Source organism: Pantoea sp. X-Soil-TKNS-1280 (assembly GCF_059730475.1).
Map to the genome: position 1 here is coordinate 68,745 of NZ_AP035967.1, position 16,683 is coordinate 85,427.

Sequence of the window (16,683 nt, forward strand, 5' to 3'; positions counted from 1 at the left end):
GCGCGCCACCTCCGGGTGGCGCTTATTTCCGACAGGAGGAAGCAACATATGAAGTATCAGGTCAGGGAGGGGCGTAACCGTGTAACGGTCATGGCACTGACGGGGCTGGGGTCTCTTCTGGCCCTCAGCGTCGCCGCGAACTGCATCACTGGTGCGATCGCGTGGCACTTTGCCCGAACGCAGAAAACCGTCACCACCCCGATGATGTTTGACAGGCCGTTCACCTCCGATTCCGCCTCCGGAGATGCCGCCCTCAACGCCATGCTGGTGCGCGCGTTTATCAATCTCCGCCTTTCCGTCACACCCGAGACCGTAGACAGCCAGTACGCCGCCCTGCTGCGCTTTGTTCCGCCGGAGAACCGTGACGTCATGAAAAAACAGCTTGCCGCCGAAGCTGAATATATCAAAAAGAACGGCGTTTCTTCCGTGTTCCAGATTGACGATGAAATCACCGACACCACCACCGGTGACATCATCGCCCAGGGGACACTGAGCGCCAGCACCTCCAACGGCAAACTGAAGCTCACGCTTCCGGACGCCAACAAAGCCTACCGGCTCAGCCTGCACTACGTGGACGGACTTATCCGCCTTACAGCCTTCCCCGAGGTGCCCTGGACAAACCTGCATGCCGCCCGCAACAGGACTCAATAATGAAGAAAACCGTTTCCACGCTGGCCGTCACTGCGGCACTCGCACTGATACCCGCCGCTGCATCGGCTGCGGTGCCCGGCCCGGCCGGTACCGTGTTTGAAAACAACGCGCACCTGAAGGCGCAGATGAGCAACACCAGCCCGAATAAAATCGTGATTGACGGTGAGCTCATTACCGGTGTCACCGGTCCGGAGGGAGCCTATACCAAAGACAACACTGCAGACGGTGCACTGTTTATCACCCCGCTGACCGGACAGGACTTCACCGTCTTTCTGGAAACCGCAGGCGGGGTGAGCGTATCACTCGATGTGTCCCCGAAACCCGGGAGTGGCCGCACACTTGAGCTTATCCCGGCGGATGCGCCACGGAAGCCGAATCCGGATGCGAAAGCCTGGGAAGAAAGCCAGCCGTTCCAGAAGACGCTGGTCAGCGTCGCCCGCACCGTGATTAACGGCGGCGTACCGGACAGTTATACCGACATGAAGGCCACCCGCGGGCCGCTCTATAACCCGCCTGCCGGCGTGCAGCTGACGCCGGAGCGCCAGCTTGCTGGCTCGCACCTGCGGGTGATGCGCTACCGCATGAAAAACACCGGTTATGTCACCCGCACCCTAAGCGAAAAGCAGTTCTGGCAGAAAGGCGTGCGGGCGGTGATGCTCTCCACGCGCACCCTGTATGCGAACGGCGAAGGGTACGTGTGGGTGATTTTCTCCACGGATGACGAGGGGGACGCATGAGCAACATCAACACCCTGACGCGTCGTCGTCAGTGGATAATCGCGGGTGCAGCTGCCGCGGTCATGCTGGCCACGGGAGGCGGTATCTGGGCGTATGTGCACCATCAGAACGAAATCAGCCATCCGGTAAAAAAAGCCGCGCCGGACCTGACCGGCGGGCTGGTGAACAAGTCATTCACCGATGAGCTGGCCACCTCTGCGCTTCAGCAGCAGCAGAACAAAACGGCCGGTCTGGAAAAAGACTTCGCCACCCTTACGGGCACCCTGAAAACGCAGAACGACGAGCTGAAGAAGCAGCTGGGCACGATGGCGGATGCCATTTCCCGGCTGCAGCAACAGCAGACGCAGGAAAATAAGGCACCGGCGGGTCCCGCGCAGAGTGCCCCGCCCGCTACCGCGCCGGTTAACGGCCCCGTGGCGACCGGTCCGGCTGGTCCGGCACAGTGGCGCGTTTCCGGAGGTCCGTCAGCAGAGCAGGGCAGCCGGTTCTATCCCGGCACCGGGTCGGTACGGCAGGGAGGGCTGCAGCGTGACACCTTCACCTATGCCTCACTTGCCGCACAAAAAACGACGCTGCCCTGGATACCGTCAGGCTCGTTCTCTGAAGCCGTCATGATTGAGGGCGCGGATGCCAACGCCAGCGTGACCGGCCAGCAGAATACCTCCCCGGTGGTCATCACCCTGATGGGTGACGTCTCGATGCCCAACGGCAGAACTTACAACCTCGACCAGTGCCGCGTGACCGGGGAAATCTACGGGGATATTTCCAGCGAGCGCGGTGATGTCCGCACGAAGAATATCAGCTGCATCCTGAAGAACGGCAAGCATATCGACATGCCTTTTGAGGGCCATGTGTCCTATCAGGGCAAGCAGGGTATCCGCGGCAAGCCGGTGATGCGTAACGGCGACATCATTTTCAACGCCGGGGCAGCGGGTCTGCTGTCCGGATTTGGCGAGGGCATTAAGTCGGCCGCAACGCCGTCCGTGGGTCTGGGTGCCACGGCCTCTGTCAGTGGCGCAGACATCTTCAAGCAGGGCATTGGTGGCGGGGCCAGTAAAGCCGCTGACACGCTGAGTCAGTACTGGATTAAGCGTGCCGAGCAGTATCACCCGGTGATTGATATCGGTGCCGGTAACGCCGTGACGGTGGTGTTCCAGCAGGGCTTCCAGCTGAAAACCATCGAAGACGATGCCGCCGAGAAAGCCCTGAAGGAAGCCCCGCAGGCTGCCGTGCAGAAAGTGGCTGCCGTCACCCGTTCAGACAGCGGCGGTTCAGGCTCTCCCGTCCTGAATCCGGACGAAGTTCTGCGTCAGGCAAGCCAGCTCCGCCTCGGCGACACCATCAACTGACAGGAGACCTGAATGGAAAACTGGTATGTGGCACAGACGAAGTACGCGCAGGAAAAACGCGCACAGCAGCAGTTGCAGAGTCAGGGAGTGGCCTGTCTGCTTCCGGTCTTCTCTGAGGTCAGGTTGCAGAATGGTCGCGTCCGCCGCATCGCTGAGCAGCCACTGTTTCCGAACTACATTTTTGTCCGTTTCGACCCGGAGGTGGTACACACCACGGCCATCAAAGCCACGCGTGGTATCTCATCGCTTATCAGCTTCGGCGGTCTGCCCTCCGTGGTACCGGACAGTGTGATAACCCGTCTGACTCAGGGCTGGGAGAGTGCGCCGCTGGAAACGGCTGCGCCGCAGCACGGTGACAGGGTGGTTATCCGGGATGGTGTTTTCGAAGGACTCGAAGCTATCTGGTATGAGCCGGACGGGATGAAGCGGGCGATGCTGCTACTGACCCTGATGAACCGACAGGTTCGCGTCCCGGTGAACAGCCTCATGCGCTTTCATATCACCGCGCGGGAGGCTGCGGCATGAACAGGAAGTGGGTCAGAAATTTCATCGGGAAAGACAAATTTTTTGTTCTGGTCACGGCGCTGCTGATGGTGACTAACGAAGCCATACTGGGGCTGCTGGTACACACCGGAAATATGCCGTGGGGGTTGGGTGAGTGGCCACTCTGGCGGATGTCTCTGCTGGCAGCAGTGGGAGTCGTAGTAGCCAGCTGGGCGACGACTGAATGGTGCTCCTGGGTGGTTCCGGCCTTGCTGATTTTCGCCTGGCTGGTACTTCTGGTCTGGTACGGGTGTTTTGCATTCTGGTACTGGCAGATCCCCGTCCTGGACATGAGAGACCTGAGCCTGCCGCCTTTATTAGGGATGGCCATGACGGGATTTGCCGTTGTTATGTACGGGGTGAATAAGGTATGAGAGGGAGAACAGAAGAAAGTCTCGCGGTGAAATTGTTACCGGTGATAGTGATGGCGTTACTTTCAGCCCTGAATGCAGCGACTGTAGCCTGCCTTAAGCTCAGAGGATTTAATCCTGAGGGCATCAGCTGGCCGGTATGGCGTTTTTCGCTGCCTGTTTCGGCGGTACTGATTTTTTATGCCTGGGCACAGTCGAGTGACCGAAAAAATGCGCTTTATACCGATCAGCACTGGATTATGCCCGCGTTGCTTGTGCTGGGATGGCTGCTGACTCCACTGGTTTATATCGGTCAGGCGTTGTGGTTCTGGGAGTTGCCGGAACTGGCGTCCGGGTATCTGTTCACAGGTCCGCTGGCTGGCTTCGGGATGGCGCTCCTCTGGGCAGCCTTTAACCGGTAATGAAACACACAGAGCTGTACACCGGCCCGATGGGGATATAACCGGGCCGGTACTGAATATTTCCGGCTTAATACGATGAATGAAGGGGCTGAAGCCATGAACAGAAATCAGAATCCGGCTGCCCGTCAGCGGTGGGCGCAGCACAGCCGGCTGCAACGCAGGGCGGCCGAATGGTCAGCAGGCTATCCGCCGTATATGGGGAGTCTGACGGTATGGTTCGTAACGGCATGTTTAGCGGCGGGCGCGGCGACCGGGCTCTTTACCGGCAGACCGGTGCTTTACGTTGCGACAGCCGGTTTTGTCCTGCTGTCACTCATCCTGCTGATACGGCGGGTGGGCAGACCGCATTCCTGGCCGGATATTACCGCTCAGGAACTGACAACATACTGCCCCGCTGACGCAGTGGCATTCCGGGAACTGCAGTGCTGTGTGGCGGAAACCGGGCATATCACGGCCCGTGTGCTGTCATTCTGGCTGGAAAAAGAGCGGAGTGCGCTCACCCGGCGTGAATACGCGTTTGCATCACGTCAGGTCAGAAATGATGAGAGGGAGGATATCCCGAATGAATAACCACACCCGTCGTGAGCAGCTTATCCGGTTATGTGCCCTGCGCGTCCGTTACCGGCAAGCCTGGCAGTCGAAAGCAGGTGCCTGTCAGCTGGCGGCACTGCTGACGGAGACGGAGCATCAGCAGAAGAGGCTCGCGGAAGCGGGCAAAGCACAGGAGAAACCCGGTGAATGTAAATCCGTCTGATCTCCGGGGCGTTATTCACGTTATTCCGTGGGTAATGATCTGTATTGCCGCGTGATTTTGCCTGTGAAGATAAAGCGGCCACGCCGAAAAGGATGCAGGCCGATGCCACGAAGGATCTTGAGCTCCAGCTTTATGTCTCGATGCTCTGAAACGTCATGACCGGTCTTAGCTTTCTTTATTAAGTGCCCCGAACTCACCTTCAGTTACTGACGTTGTAGCGCACCGATGCGCTCCCCCGGCCCAGTGTTTGCCTTCAGCCGGAACCCGCGATTTTCACTGTTTTTCAACCATCAATACACCCATGAGCGGTACTACCGCCAATGAGGACACCACTATGCAGAAACTTTTTGCGTGTGCACTGCTGTGCGCAGCGCTTACCGGCTGCGCCGGTATGAACTCCGACTTCGACTGTAATAAAACCGCCACCGACCAGTGCCTGTCGATGTCTGATGCCAGCCACCTGGCGTCAAAACATCAGAGTCTGGATGACCTGAACGCAAAAAAGGAATCAGGCCCAAAGCCTGCGGCTGAGGCACTGGCAACGCCCGGCAACGTGAAGCCTGCCGTTAACCCGTACCGGCCCGTCAGTGTGGCCACGCTGGCACCCCGTCCGGTATCCGGTCAGCCGGTCAGCCCCGGTAGTGTGAACTCTGCCATCGTTCCTGTGCGCACCACGGCAGTATCCGCCGGCAGTATTACCCCGGCGAATTACAGCGGACCCGGGCAGGTTGATGCACGACGTATTCCTGACGCCACACAGCGTTTATGGATTGCGCCATGGGTGGACGAACAGGACAGCTTCCATCAGCCCGCGGTCGTGGAGTTCGTGAAGCAGAAATCCCGCTGGGACGAAGACTTTCGGGTCATAAGCGAGGGCGAATAATGGTGCCGATCATCCTTAACGGATACCAGGCGACACGATTACGCCTGTCACAGCCGGGTACCGGACGACTGGCACTGATGATGCAGCGTATGCCGCCGTCATGTGCTTCAGCCGCAGCGCTGCATTTTCACAGGAGCAGGTCTCCTTCTGGCGTTACCGGACATGCATACATTTATGGCGATAATCCCGGAGCAGGGAAATCGCGGTTGATGATCGATGTGATGCGGACGTTCATGGACAAACGGAGAGATAAATATGATTGGTAACGTCATCGATCATCTGGCCGGTATCCTCAGCAGCAGCCGTGATGAAGGGGGCGCAAAAACGGCCTCAAAGATGCTGCGGGAAAGTTTCAGTCAGCCCTCAATTACCAGCCTGCTCCCCTACCGCGAGTACGATGAAAAGTCGGATCTGTTTATCAACGGCCGGTCGGTCGGTTTCATTATGGAGGTGGCACCGCTCGCCGGGGCGAATCAGCAGGTGGTGCAGGCGCTGGACGACCTGCTGCGCAAGAAGCTTCCGCGCAAAACACCGGTCACCGTACTGATGGTAGCCAGCAAGTGCGTGGGCGATATGCTGGAGAACGGGCTGAGCCGCGACATGTGGAAAGGCGACATGGCACCGCGCCTTAACGCCATCACCAAAGCCTACTGGGAGCGTTCGGCGCTGAAGGGGCTCGTCAATAACCGCGAGTATCCGCTCTATCTGCGTAATTACCGGGTGTTTCTGGTGTATGCCCATCCGGGAACCGGTGGCCTGCGCGTCATGGATGAAGTGGTGCAGGTGCGTGAAACCCTGCGCGTCTCCATGATGGCTGCGCACATGGATACCCGCCGCGTGGGGGCTGCTGAGTTCCTGACGGTGATCCGCGAGCAGCTCAACTACCGTCCCGGCCAGGTTAGTGCCGGTTCTGAGCACTGGAATCCTGAGCAGGAGCTGCATCGACAGTGCGTGGATCACAGTACGGAGATGGAGGTGCACCCGGGGTTCCTTCGTCTGACCACGGCACGCCAGACAGGTGACCGGCTGACGGGTGATGAAAGCGATAACGCCGTTGCGAGCACGCGCGTGGTGAATATGCAGCTGACAAAGGTGCCGAAACAGTTTGCCCTCTGGCAGGCGGCTGATAACCTCCAGAACATGCGCTTTCCGGACCTCGGCATTCCCTGTCCGTTCCTGCTGAGCTGGACCATCTGCGTGGAGGATCAGGTCAGCAGCCAGAACGAGGCGTTCCGTAAGGAACAGGATATGGGCAAAAAGGCCAATTCCTCCTACGGCAAACTCTTCCCCAACACGCAGCGCACCTACGAGGAGTGGCGTGACCTGCGCATGGGGTTGTCCAGTAACGAAATCGCCATGTGCAGCTTCAGCATGAACCTGACCCTGTTCTGCCCGGATGATGACAGCCAACAGCAGGCCTGCGAACTCGCCGCCATCAACGTGTTCCGCAAAAATGACCTGGAGATGTCCGCGCCGCGTTATCAGCAGCTGCGTAACTGGCTCACCACGTTCCCGTTCCTGATGCAGGAGGGGCTGTGGGACGACATGAAGCACATGAATGCGACCCTGCGCTGTAAGAGCTTCAATGCCGTGAACCTGATGCCGGTGGTTGCCGAACGCCAGATGGCACCTTCAGGCAGTCCGCTGCCGACTTACCGCAACGCGCTGGCCTTTTTTGACATGTTCAGCGAGAGCAACGGGGCAACCAACTTCAACATTGCGGTGACCGGCACGACGGGGGCCGGAAAGAGCTTCTTTATCCAGGAAATCCTGCGTCAGGTGCTGAATTCCGGCGGCTTCGGCTGGGTTATCGACATGGGGGGCAGTTACCGCAACTTCTGTAAGCAGGCGGGCGGGGCCTACCTTGACGGTGCCACACTGCGCTTTAACCCCTTTGCGAACGTGCGTGACATAAAGGAATCTGCCGAGGGCATTCAGGGGCTGCTGACCGTGCTGGCGAGTCCCAACGAACCGCTGGATAAGGTCAGTGAAACCATACTGCTCAAGGGCGTTGTCGCCGCGTGGGAGGCGAAACAGAACCGGGCGCGTATCGACGATGTCGTTCTGTACATGAAGTCGGGTGAGGTCCGACAGGAATATGGCAACCAGCCGACCATCATGAACCGTATCAACGAGCTGGTGCTGCTGCTGGACCGCTGGTGCACCTGGGGGGCGAACGGCGATTACTTCAACTCGGACAAACCCACACTGGACGGCGACACCCGCTTTGCCGTGCTGGAGTTGCTGAGTCTGGAAAACCAGCCGCATCTGCTGTCCGCCATCCTTTATTCGCTCATTCTGGCGATACAGGAAAAGATGTACCACTCGCCGCGCAGCCTGAAGAAGGTGGCCATCATTGACGAAGCCTGGCGGCTTTTCAGCGGCTCAAACCCGCATGCGGCGCGCTTTATCGAAACCGGCTACCGCACGGTGCGCCGCCATCGCGGGGCGTTCATCACCATCACTCAGGGCATCAAGGACTTCACCGGTACCAAAGACCAGGCAGCACCGCCTGCGGCTGCGGCTGCATGGGACTGTTCCGGGACCAAAGTCACGCTGCTGCAGGATGCGAAGGCCTTTAAAACGTATCTCAATGCCAACCCGGATCAGTTCAGCGAAATGGAAACGCAGGTTATCCGCGGTTTCCAGCCCGCACGCGATACGGGGTTCAGTTCGGTGATGATTTCCAGCGGGGAATACAGCTCGTTTCACCGTGTGTTCGTGGACCCGGTCACGCGCGCGATGTTCAGCACCCGCGGGGAGGACTATCAGTACATGAGTGATGCGCAGGAGGCTGGGGCGACCAGCGAGGAGGCCGCTTATCTGCTGGCCTGCGAACCGTATATGTATCAGGCCGAAATGCGCGAACTTGAACAGTGGGCCGGACTCGCGAGCGCCTAATCAGAGGAAACAGCGATGCAGGAAGAATACAGTCAGCCCGCTGAGGCGGGCAGTGCAACACAGGATCCAGCTGATATCAGCGTTCCCGGAGGAATACACACGAAGCCGTCTTTTCTGCACAGCCGGTGGTTATGCGCCGGTGTGGCGGGGCTGCTGATGGCGGTAATCAGCGCCGGAGTCAGTGTGCTGGTTGTGCAGTCATTTCAGCGGGACACCGTGGTCTTTGACATGAAGGGGACCATTGACGCGTTTAAGCAACAGACCGCACAGACGGCCCTGTCCAGGGAGGCGGCGGACACCCTGACGCAGCGGTTCAGCAGGGCGCTGAACAGCAGCCTCAGCGGGTGGCAGGAGAAACATGACAGCGTCATTCTGGTGAAGGGGGCCGTGGTCTCCGGGGGAGCGGACATCACGCCGGTGATCCAGGCGGACATTGCCCGCCAGATGCAGGGGGCACCGTGAAGATCCGGCTGGCAGCGTTGCTGCTTATGGTCGTGATCAGCCTGCCTGCTGGCGCAAAAGAACTTGGCACCATCGGCCACCTTTTCCCCATTGCGGAACCTGACCTGCTGACTTTTATTGGTCAGCGTCTGCAGGGCATGAAAGAGAGCGGGGAAATGGACCGGATACAGCGTGAAGCCGAAGCCCGGGTGAAAGCGCATGCTGTGCGTCCGGAACCGGTGGCAGGACTGACGCCGGCAGTGAAGGACAGAACATTCCGCTATGACCCGACGTTTACCGTGCAGGAAACCATCCGGAACATGCAGGGGAACGTGATTGCCCGCGCGGGCGACAGGGTGAACCCGCTGGATAAGGTGCCGTACAGCGAGACGCTGTACTTCATCGACGGAGATAACCCTGTACAGATGCGCTGGGTTAAGCAGCAGCTGGCCGGGCAGCAGAACTTTAAGGTCATTCTGGTGAAAGGCAACATCCGTGACAGCAGTCTGGCACTGGATGAGCCGGTGTACTTCGACCAGTACGGCACGTTAACAACAAAATTCGGCTTTGAGCACACGCCGGTACGCATCACGCGCGATGACCGCTGGCTTAAGGTGGAGGAGGTGGCACTGAAATGAGTCACAACACACGGGAACAGAGCGCACCCGAAAAAGTAAAACGCCATGCTGCGACCGTGCGTATGGATGACAGTGACAAAAGTGGTCTGCGTACCATGACGGAAGAGCATCCGCTGTACACCGAGTCGGTCATCATTCGTGCGGCGCTGCAGGCCTTTCTGGTCTATGACGGTGCGGTCAGAACGGCCATCGTACTGGCATCACTGAATGATAAAGATGTGGGTGATGTCATGCGGCGTCATGGCATGGGGGGATTGATGAAGCCGGGAGGAACGTATGCAGACTGACCTTGTGCCCCGTCTCATACAGGACTGGCAGACATCTGATGAACTGCCTGTGCAACAAAAGGATGTACCGGTGCAGACCTCGCCGGTTGTGTGCCGTGCGGAAATCGGTCTGTCACCCGACAGCATCAGGGCATTGGGTAACCTGGCGGATCATCTGCCTGCCGCCGGGATGTTTCTGCTGTTGCTGACGATGTCCATTGTTCTCATCCGTGTGGGGCGCAGCTGTGTGGCCATGCTTGCAAATAAACCGGGTGCGATGAGCGTAAGGTATGGCACTCCGGTTTCCGCGCCAGCCACTTTCGGCAGCCGGGAAATGGCTGAACGGGTGGCGGAGCACGAAACCACCGCATACTGGCAGCATCTGCTGGACGTGTTCAGTACAGCGCTGGAAGATGAAGGCTACACATTGCACACAGATGAACGTGCAGAGGTGTCACTGCCCCTGTCTGTACGAGTGCGCGTGGGCCGGGAACTGGCAGGAGCACGTCAGTACTATCTTGCCCCTCTGACGGAGCAGTATGAACTGATGGACGAAAGGTTGCGCGAGGATGCTGATAAGCATTTTCTTCTCAGGGCGGATACCTGCCAGCGCGGTGTGAGGGCCGCTGGCTGGTATGTCGTCAGGAGGGATGATCTCTCTGTTCCACACTGAGCTGCATTCTGTCCGCGTTGCGCAGGCTGTTCGTTCCTCGCGCAGCTGCGGTACGCCTCAGCCTGCACCCCGCAGGCAGATCTGATTACTCCTTTCTGATACGGCAGCACAGCTGCCACCATGACGGAATTCCTTTCATGACACATCAAGCTGACATAACGGCTCAGCCGGTCGTGCGCGATCGCTGGGGTGGCTGGACACATCCTGATTTTTTTATCCCTGCAGACGATCGCGAATACCCGTTACCGGGTGAGTTTGAGACCTGGCTGAAGGCACATAACCTCAAGGCCGCAACCACGTGGATGGATAACGAGGTACCGGAAGAACAGATGGCGCGGTTCTGGGAAACCGGTAACTGCAGCGACTGGCTCCCTTCCGGGCCCGCAGGCGAGGCCTGGTTTACAGGCAGTATTCACGATACGGACGACGGCCCGGTATGCATCTGGTTGTGCCCGCTCAGGGTGGGGGCAGCGACATGAAACGTTATGTCCTGATGCTCTGTCTGCTTCTGGGTGTGCTGATGGTAAAACCGGAGAGTGCTTTCGCGGATAACGCCGGCGACGGCCGCTGGGTGAATCCCATTACTGACGTCTGCTGGAAGTGCCTGTTTCCTATGACGCTGGGGAGTATTCAGCTGGCATCCGGTAAAAATCCGGACACGTCAAACCCGTCTTCACCGCTTCAGTTATGCCCTGTCGGCATACTGTACCGGCTGGGCCTGGCTATCGGATTCTGGGAACCGATGGCGATGACGGACGTCACCCGAGAACCCGGCGTCATGGTGAATATGGGAGGCTTCAAAATCGACCTCGGGCGGACCGGGACCGGACGGGGTGGACAGAGTGACTCCCCTTCGCCCGGCAGTTTCTATCATGTGCACTGGTACAAGTACCCGCTGATCTTCTGGCTGAACATCATCACCAGTGTGGGCTGTATGCAGACCGGGGATATGGATATCGCTTACCTGTCTGAGGTTGATCCACTGTGGAATGACAGCACGCTGTCCATGATTATCAACCCGGAGGTATCCCTGTTCAGCAGCCCGCTGGCGCAGGGATCGTGTGCAGCAGATTCGCTGGCAGCAGCAGCGGGCATGCCGCTGGACCCACTGTTCTGGTGTGCCGGTGCGCAGGGCTCGATGTATCCCTTTACGGGCTATACCAGCAACGAGTTTTCACCCCTTGAAGCGTCGGTCCTGGTCAGTGAGCGCATGGCGTTCAAGCTGCATCGTGAGGGACTGGTCATGGAGTCAGTCGGTGCCGATAACGCCGTCTGTTTTGAATACCCGTCACCGATTATTCCTAAATCCAGATGGCGCTACCAGATGGTGAACATGTATCCGGAGCCGGGTGACTGTCATCCCTTCGGTTCCACGACACAGCTCTGGGGCTCCACTCATAACTCGCCCACAACCAAAAAGAATTTCGGCTACCTCATGTGGCGAAAACGTAACTGCGTTTTCCTGTAAAGAAGGACTCACCATGAATACCCCACTGATCACGGCGCTGACGTTCAGCGCCGCACTGCTGTGCACGCTTAGTGTCCGTGCCGCTGAGCAGCCCACTGTGTCCGGCGATGACATGGCGTACATGAAACAGCAGCAACGCGATCTCGAACTGTTTAAAAGCCAGCTTAAGGGCATGAATATTATGCTGCCGGATGCCCAGCAGGGCCGGGTGGCGCGGATGCAGAATGAAATTGCTGCGTCACAGGCCCAGGATAACAGTGCCTCCCGGTCCACGCCGAAGGCCGTCTACTTTGTGAGCCTGAGTATTCCGGAGGAAGGCTTGCTGCCGATGCTCCAGGATGCCCGGCATTTTGGTATTCCTGCCACGCTGCGTGGGCTGCTGGATAACGATTTCCGGAAAACGGCGTCGGCCATTTTTGAACTGTCGAAAAAGGACCGGCAGGCAGGCGTGCAGATAGACCCGACGCTTTATGAACAGTACGGCATTAAGGCGGTTCCGGCACTGGTTGTGACCTGCGGGAGCCGGTTCGATGTTCTCTACGGCAGCCTGCCGGTGAAACAGGCTCTGGAAGAAGTGAAGCAGCGCGGTGACTGCGCGGCGACGGCTGTGCAGCTTCTGAAGGATGCGGAGGGAGCCCGATGAAACGGTATTTCCCTCTAATTCTGATGTTGATGGCCGGGTGGGGGCAGTCTGCTTTTGCAGATGCCGTCAGCGACGCGTTTAATGCAGGGTCAGGTTATGCCAGCAGTAATAAAAACCAGGGAACATCAGCCGCGACCGGAACAGACCCTTCCGCACTGATCCCCGGGTACACCTCAAGCCCTTCTCAAAGTGGGTATTACGGGGGCGTGCAGGGCAGTGATGGGGGGCTGGCGAGTCAGGGCCAGACCGCACTGAGCCAGAGCGAAGCCGGGCAGGCTATTAATGATTCCAGTACAAAAAACCCGGCCGTCACCATCGATCCCACGGCGGATTTTATTCAGAACGGCAAAAACGCCGAGGCAAACAGCGGCAGTATAACAAGCGGTACGAATACCCAGTGCAGTTCAACAACGGTCTCAAAATCGGTGTTTGAGAACTACAGCTGTGACAGGGATGTGAATCAGGTACAGACCTGTGCCCGGACCGCAACGCCGACGCTGAGCTACTCAGCAGAGACGCATGACTCAACCATTACCTTCACACTGAATAACGGGACCAGTAACGGTACGGTGGTGACCTATCAGGTTGTGGCCACCTCATCAGGGGTGATTTCGGCCGGTACGGTGAGCTATACCCAGCCAGCAAGCCCCACCAACCATTCCGGCTGGGCGGCTATTATTTCCGGATTCGGGCAGACGGCAACGCTTTACCGTAACAACTCGGCCCCCTTTAACGTCATGCCGCAGACAATAAATAAAGGTGACACGCTGACCTTCACCGTCGGTTCAAATGCCACCGGCCACGTCGGGGACTTTGTCGCGGGGATCGCAACGGCAACCCAGGCAGGAACAGAGGTGATCACGCTGACGTTTCCCATCCAGGAGACGGTGACAACGGCAACGCCCGGCATCAGCTGGAGCACATCCTGCGGGTTCGATCGGAGTACGGCTATTGCCTCAGACGGCAGTGTCTGCACGGAGGAAGGCGGTACCCGGACCGTGACGGGAACTGACGGCCAGTCTTATCAGGTCAGCAGCGACTGCTGGCAGTATTCGGATGCCTACATCGTCCCGGTCAGTTCCACAGGCAACTGCAGCACCCTGATGGCCGACAGAAACTGTACCCTCTCCGCACGAAGCTGCTCAGAAGCCGAGGGCAGTACCTGCCTGCACGAAGCAGATACATATCAGTGCCAGACATCCTACAGTTCCGAAGGCCTGTTATGCGGCGGCCAGTATTTCTGTCAGGGGGGAGACTGCAGCGAAACAGACGGTGCGGGAGACAGCGGCTTTGATACCGCCGTAGCGAAACTCGCCGGCCTCGCGTCAGCGGGCGAAGACGTCAAAAACGATCAGATTAACGTCAAAGCCTTTACCGGCCAGGCCATCTACTGCCGCAAAGCGATGGCGGGTTTCAATAACTGCTGTGTGGACAGTGGCTGGGGTAACAGCGTGGGGCTTGCTAACTGCAGCAGCGATGAGAAAGCACTCGGTGTTGCCCGTGAGAAGAAAGTGACCGTCTACGTCGGTGAAGCCTGCAATATTTCGGTGATGGGTGTCTGCGTGCAGAAAAAGCAGGCCTATTGCGTCTTTCAGGGCAAGCTCGCGCGCATCATTCAGGAGCAGGGACGCCGTGACCAGCTGCACGTGAGTTTCGGCAGCGGCGACACGCCTGACTGTCGGGGCATCACGGTGCCGGAACTTCAGGCGATCAACTTTGACCTGATTAACTTTCAGGATTTTTACAGCGACCTGATAGCCAACCAGAAAATTCCGGATTCATCCACGATGGTCCAGCAGGTGAGAGACCGGATTGCCGCTCAGGTTGCTGCCCAGACGGGAGGTAAATGATGAAAAGACTGCTTACCGCCTGCGTGCTCATGACCTGTATTAGCCCGGCATTTGCCGATGAGACCCCGGCTGCTGATGCCGTGATCACACCAGCTGACCCCTTTACCGGCTGGCACTGGTACAACGAGCCGAAGAAAAAGCCGGAACCGCCGGCACCTAAGCCCGCCGCGCCGGTGGTACCGGACTTCAGTCAGCTTTCCCCTGAGAAGCAGGCAGAGGTGCTGAAAGGCTATACAAAGCAGGCGCTGGATCGGGCGATTTTGTATCCCTCTGCGGAAAATACGGCAACCTTCCTGCACTGGCAGAAGTTCTGGACTGACCGCGCCTCGATGTTCAGCCAGTCATTTGCCGTGGCACAACTCGACCATCCGGATCTCGATTACAACCTGGAGCATCCGCATTACAACAGCACGGCACCGCTGCAGCAGGCGCGCGATCAGGATAAGGAAACACAGGCTATCAGCGAGCTGGCCAGCCAGTACGGTCTTTTCTACTTCTATCGTGGCAGCGACCCGATTGATGCACAAATGGCCGGTGTGGTCGCTGATTTTGCGCGGCTGAAGCACATCTCACTGATACCGGTCAGCGTGGACGGCACGGTTTCCCCGCAGGTACCGGACAGCCGCCGTGATGAGGGGCAGAGTGCACGAATGGGGATCAGCCACTTCCCGGCGCTTTTCCTGGTCGATCCCGCATCGCGAAATTACCGTCCTCTGGCCTATGGCTTCATGACCCAGGATGACCTGGCAAAGCGTTTCCTTAACGTGGCTACCGGCTTTAAACCTAACTTCTGAGGTAATACAGATGTATTCAATTTCTCCTGCCTGGCGGGTGAGGTTACGCACCGCTTTTCAGGTGCGGGATCTCCTGTTGCAGACCTTTGTTATCCATCCTGCGTTGTTATTCTTTGTGCTGTTTCTGCTGCTGTCGCATCACGCTGGCAGCAGTGGAGAGATGCTGCTCAGACAGGCAGAGAACCTGGTACGTGATGCGCCGGACGGTCAGGTGTGGGACTGCCGGACACCCACAGCAGAGGGCGGTACCACCCGTAAGGAGCTGTCCCTGCCGCCGCATGCGATGACACCCGATAACATCCGGGCGACATCTGCACCTGCGGTTGCACCCTGTGTGAACGTCGTCGTAAGGCGTGAGGACTGGGTCTCGGGCATGAACAGCGTGCTGTTGTCACTTTACCTATGCGGCGTGATCTTTTCAGTGATAGCGAGCCTGGCGATACGGGGTATCCGCCGCCGGGCTCAAAGAGGTAATTCATGACCAGACTTCCCTTTATCGCCATACTGTTTATGGCGGGCATTCTGCTTAACTGTCTGCGACAGCTGATAAATTACTCGCCGGTGCTGACCCATGAGGTGCTGGTAACCAGCGCGGTGGCCTGTTTTGCGGGAGCCGCGCTGACGCTGGTTGCGGACATTATTTCTTACCGGCGCGCGCGCCGCCGTGGGGAGGTGAAGTCGTGAAGATAAATCATCTTCTTTCGCTTCTGATGCTCCTCACCCCTCTGGTTGCGCAGGCAACGGTGGCTGATGAGATTGCCGTTATCGAGCAGGTTAAGGCAGCAAAAGGGGTCAAGCTGCCCCAGCTCGGTTTGCCGGGTACGACACCGGCCCGCCTCTCAGCGCCGAAAGCGCCACGTTTCATGACACTGACGGACGGGCGCACGGTAAGCCTGAATGATTATGCCATTGTGGTATTTATGCAGCGCAGCTGTCCCCACAGCGCGAAATTCGATCCGCTGCTCAGGGAATGGACAGATAAGGAGGGAATCAAAGTGTATCCCTATACCCTCGACGGTTATGGCGATGTCTCTTTCCCGGTGGCACTCATCCCCCGTAAGTCTGGCCCGAATGAACCCATCGCCGGCGAAATTCTGACGTTCTTTGGAAACGGCCTGCCCATTGCCACGCCGACCACTTTCCTGGTGAACGTGAACAGCAACATGGCTTATCCGCTCTATCAGGGTGAAACAGATATGAACACGCTGAGCCAGCGGGTAGGCCAGATGATTGAGGCCGATATTGATCACCTCGCCCCGGATACGCTGGGGCCTGTCCCGACCAGCGGCGAGGCAACGCCGCAGTAACCCACCGGCGACG

General features: G+C 58.3%; 22 protein-coding genes. All 22 read left to right on the top strand.

Annotation, left to right across the window (positions count from 1 at the left end; genetic code table 11):
• The first annotated feature begins 48 nt into the window (after positions 1 to 48).
• Positions 49 to 651, top strand: a complete 603-nt coding sequence (locus tag AC6I8X_RS28730) for a TraE/TraK family type IV conjugative transfer system protein (RefSeq protein WP_497842137.1) — start codon at positions 49 to 51, stop codon at positions 649 to 651.
• Positions 651 to 1,388, top strand: a complete 738-nt coding sequence (gene traK, locus AC6I8X_RS28735) for an F-type conjugal transfer protein TraK (protein ID WP_497842138.1) — start codon at positions 651 to 653, stop codon at positions 1,386 to 1,388. Before AC6I8X_RS28730 ends, traK begins: the two co-directional genes overlap by 1 nt.
• The gene (gene traB, locus AC6I8X_RS28740; RefSeq protein WP_497842139.1) at positions 1,385 to 2,737 is read left to right on the top strand and encodes an F-type conjugal transfer pilus assembly protein TraB; all 1,353 of its coding nucleotides are present in this window, start codon (positions 1,385 to 1,387) and stop codon (positions 2,735 to 2,737) included. Before traK ends, traB begins: the two co-directional genes overlap by 4 nt.
• 12 nt (positions 2,738 to 2,749) lie before the next feature.
• Positions 2,750 to 3,262: a transcription/translation regulatory transformer protein RfaH gene (gene rfaH / locus AC6I8X_RS28745; RefSeq protein ID WP_497842140.1), complete on the top strand. Its 513-nt coding sequence runs from the start codon at positions 2,750 to 2,752 to the stop codon at positions 3,260 to 3,262.
• Positions 3,259 to 3,654: a hypothetical protein gene (locus AC6I8X_RS28750; protein WP_497842141.1), complete on the top strand. Its 396-nt coding sequence runs from the start codon at positions 3,259 to 3,261 to the stop codon at positions 3,652 to 3,654. The genes rfaH and AC6I8X_RS28750 overlap by 4 nt, the downstream gene beginning before the upstream one ends.
• Positions 3,651 to 4,052, top strand: a complete 402-nt coding sequence (locus AC6I8X_RS28755; protein ID WP_416414456.1) for a hypothetical protein — start codon at positions 3,651 to 3,653, stop codon at positions 4,050 to 4,052. The genes AC6I8X_RS28750 and AC6I8X_RS28755 overlap by 4 nt, the downstream gene beginning before the upstream one ends.
• A gap of 96 nt (positions 4,053 to 4,148) precedes the next feature.
• A complete protein-coding gene (locus tag AC6I8X_RS28760; RefSeq protein WP_497842028.1) occupies positions 4,149 to 4,622 on the top strand; it encodes a hypothetical protein in 474 nt (157 codons plus the stop codon).
• The gene (locus AC6I8X_RS28765) at positions 4,615 to 4,806 is read left to right on the top strand and encodes a hypothetical protein (protein ID WP_497842029.1); all 192 of its coding nucleotides are present in this window, start codon (positions 4,615 to 4,617) and stop codon (positions 4,804 to 4,806) included. The genes AC6I8X_RS28760 and AC6I8X_RS28765 overlap by 8 nt, the downstream gene beginning before the upstream one ends.
• Before the next feature lie 334 nt (positions 4,807 to 5,140).
• A complete protein-coding gene (gene traV, locus AC6I8X_RS28770; protein WP_497842030.1) occupies positions 5,141 to 5,689 on the top strand; it encodes a type IV conjugative transfer system lipoprotein TraV in 549 nt (182 codons plus the stop codon).
• Positions 5,690 to 5,944: 255 nt separating this feature from the next.
• A complete protein-coding gene (gene traC, locus AC6I8X_RS28775) occupies positions 5,945 to 8,590 on the top strand; it encodes a type IV secretion system protein TraC (protein WP_497842031.1) in 2,646 nt (881 codons plus the stop codon).
• A gap of 15 nt (positions 8,591 to 8,605) precedes the next feature.
• On the top strand, positions 8,606 to 9,052 hold the full coding sequence (trbI, locus tag AC6I8X_RS28780) for a type-F conjugative transfer system protein TrbI (RefSeq protein ID WP_497842032.1): 447 nt from the start codon (positions 8,606 to 8,608) through the stop codon (positions 9,050 to 9,052).
• Entirely contained in the window at positions 9,049 to 9,669 is a 621-nt protein-coding gene (gene traW / locus AC6I8X_RS28785) for a type-F conjugative transfer system protein TraW (protein WP_497842033.1), read from the top strand. The genes trbI and traW overlap by 4 nt, the downstream gene beginning before the upstream one ends.
• Positions 9,666 to 9,956, top strand: coding sequence for a hypothetical protein (locus AC6I8X_RS28790; RefSeq protein ID WP_299455847.1), 291 nt, complete (start codon positions 9,666 to 9,668; stop codon positions 9,954 to 9,956). The genes traW and AC6I8X_RS28790 overlap by 4 nt, the downstream gene beginning before the upstream one ends.
• Positions 9,946 to 10,608 (top strand): hypothetical protein, encoded by a 663-nt coding sequence (locus AC6I8X_RS28795; RefSeq protein WP_497842034.1) that lies wholly within the window; start codon positions 9,946 to 9,948, stop codon positions 10,606 to 10,608. The genes AC6I8X_RS28790 and AC6I8X_RS28795 overlap by 11 nt, the downstream gene beginning before the upstream one ends.
• A 137-nt stretch (positions 10,609 to 10,745) precedes the next feature.
• Positions 10,746 to 11,087: a hypothetical protein gene (locus AC6I8X_RS28800; RefSeq protein ID WP_416414463.1), complete on the top strand. Its 342-nt coding sequence runs from the start codon at positions 10,746 to 10,748 to the stop codon at positions 11,085 to 11,087.
• On the top strand, positions 11,084 to 12,076 hold the full coding sequence (gene traU, locus AC6I8X_RS28805) for a conjugal transfer pilus assembly protein TraU (RefSeq protein ID WP_416414464.1): 993 nt from the start codon (positions 11,084 to 11,086) through the stop codon (positions 12,074 to 12,076). The genes AC6I8X_RS28800 and traU overlap by 4 nt, the downstream gene beginning before the upstream one ends.
• A 13-nt stretch (positions 12,077 to 12,089) precedes the next feature.
• On the top strand, positions 12,090 to 12,719 hold the full coding sequence (gene trbC, locus AC6I8X_RS28810; protein ID WP_497842035.1) for a type-F conjugative transfer system pilin assembly protein TrbC: 630 nt from the start codon (positions 12,090 to 12,092) through the stop codon (positions 12,717 to 12,719).
• The gene (gene traN, locus AC6I8X_RS28815) at positions 12,716 to 14,569 is read left to right on the top strand and encodes a type-F conjugative transfer system mating-pair stabilization protein TraN (protein ID WP_497842036.1); all 1,854 of its coding nucleotides are present in this window, start codon (positions 12,716 to 12,718) and stop codon (positions 14,567 to 14,569) included. The genes trbC and traN overlap by 4 nt, the downstream gene beginning before the upstream one ends.
• A complete protein-coding gene (gene traF, locus AC6I8X_RS28820; RefSeq protein WP_497842149.1) occupies positions 14,569 to 15,363 on the top strand; it encodes a type-F conjugative transfer system pilin assembly protein TraF in 795 nt (264 codons plus the stop codon). The genes traN and traF overlap by 1 nt, the downstream gene beginning before the upstream one ends.
• 10 nt (positions 15,364 to 15,373) lie before the next feature.
• Complete coding sequence (locus AC6I8X_RS28825; RefSeq protein ID WP_497842037.1) at positions 15,374 to 15,844, top strand: hypothetical protein; 471 nt, start codon at positions 15,374 to 15,376, stop codon at positions 15,842 to 15,844.
• A complete protein-coding gene (locus AC6I8X_RS28830) occupies positions 15,841 to 16,047 on the top strand; it encodes a hypothetical protein (RefSeq protein WP_299455836.1) in 207 nt (68 codons plus the stop codon). The genes AC6I8X_RS28825 and AC6I8X_RS28830 overlap by 4 nt, the downstream gene beginning before the upstream one ends.
• Entirely contained in the window at positions 16,044 to 16,670 is a 627-nt protein-coding gene (trbB, locus tag AC6I8X_RS28835; RefSeq protein ID WP_497842038.1) for an F-type conjugal transfer protein TrbB, read from the top strand. Before AC6I8X_RS28830 ends, trbB begins: the two co-directional genes overlap by 4 nt.
• Positions 16,671 to 16,683: the final 13 nt, after the last annotated feature.